This window comes from Aerococcus sp. L_32 (genome assembly GCF_050689315.1).
Genome location: NZ_JBOEQF010000966.1, coordinates 1 through 704, shown reverse-complemented (window position 1 = coordinate 704; position 704 = coordinate 1). Strand labels below are relative to the sequence as shown.

The 704-nt window shown below is 39.9% G+C and carries 1 protein-coding gene; it reads right to left on the bottom strand.

Going from position 1 to position 704, the window contains the following annotated elements:
* Positions 1-665: catalase (locus ACRCJ0_RS17655; RefSeq protein WP_431391452.1), on the bottom strand; the 665-nt coding region annotated here is incomplete at its 3' end.
* Between the last annotated feature and the right edge of the window lie 39 nt (positions 666-704).

Genomic DNA, 704 nt, shown 5'->3' with positions numbered 1-704 from the left:
AAACTATAAGTATGCGAAGAAAAACCATGCATAAATCGATAAGAAGATGGGATACCACGGTCACTCATTGTAATCGTCACTTGATGCAGTGATTCTGGTAGTGATGTCCAAAAGTCCCAATTCGTATTAGAACTACGCATATTTGTTTTTGGATCACGTTTAATTGCACGGTTCAAATCAATAAAGTGTTTTGGATCTCGCAGGAAAAAGACTGGTGTGTTATTCCCGACCATATCCCAGTTACCTTCTTCTGTGTAGAATTTAAGTGCAAAACCGCGAATATCACGCTCAGCATCCGCACCACCGCGTTCAGCTGCTACCTCAGAAAATCGTGCAAACATTTCTGTCTGTTTACCTACTTCAGAGAAAACCTTCGCTTTAGTATATTTTGTTACATCATTTGTTACCGTAAATGTACCAAATGCACCAGAACCTTTTGCATGCATACGTCTTTCTGGAATAACTTCCCGAGAGAAATTCGCTAGCTTTTCTTGTAGCCAAGTATCTTGTAATACGCTTGGTCCACGACGGCCAGCTGTCATAGTATCATCATTGTTAATCACTGGTGCCCCTTCATCAGTATGCATTGCAGGGTTACCAGGGACCACTTGGTTTCGACTTACACTATTTTTTACTAGTCCGTTTTTAGACATTGGATTATTCAAAATAAAACCTCCTATTTTTGTTCCTTTAAGGGTAACACT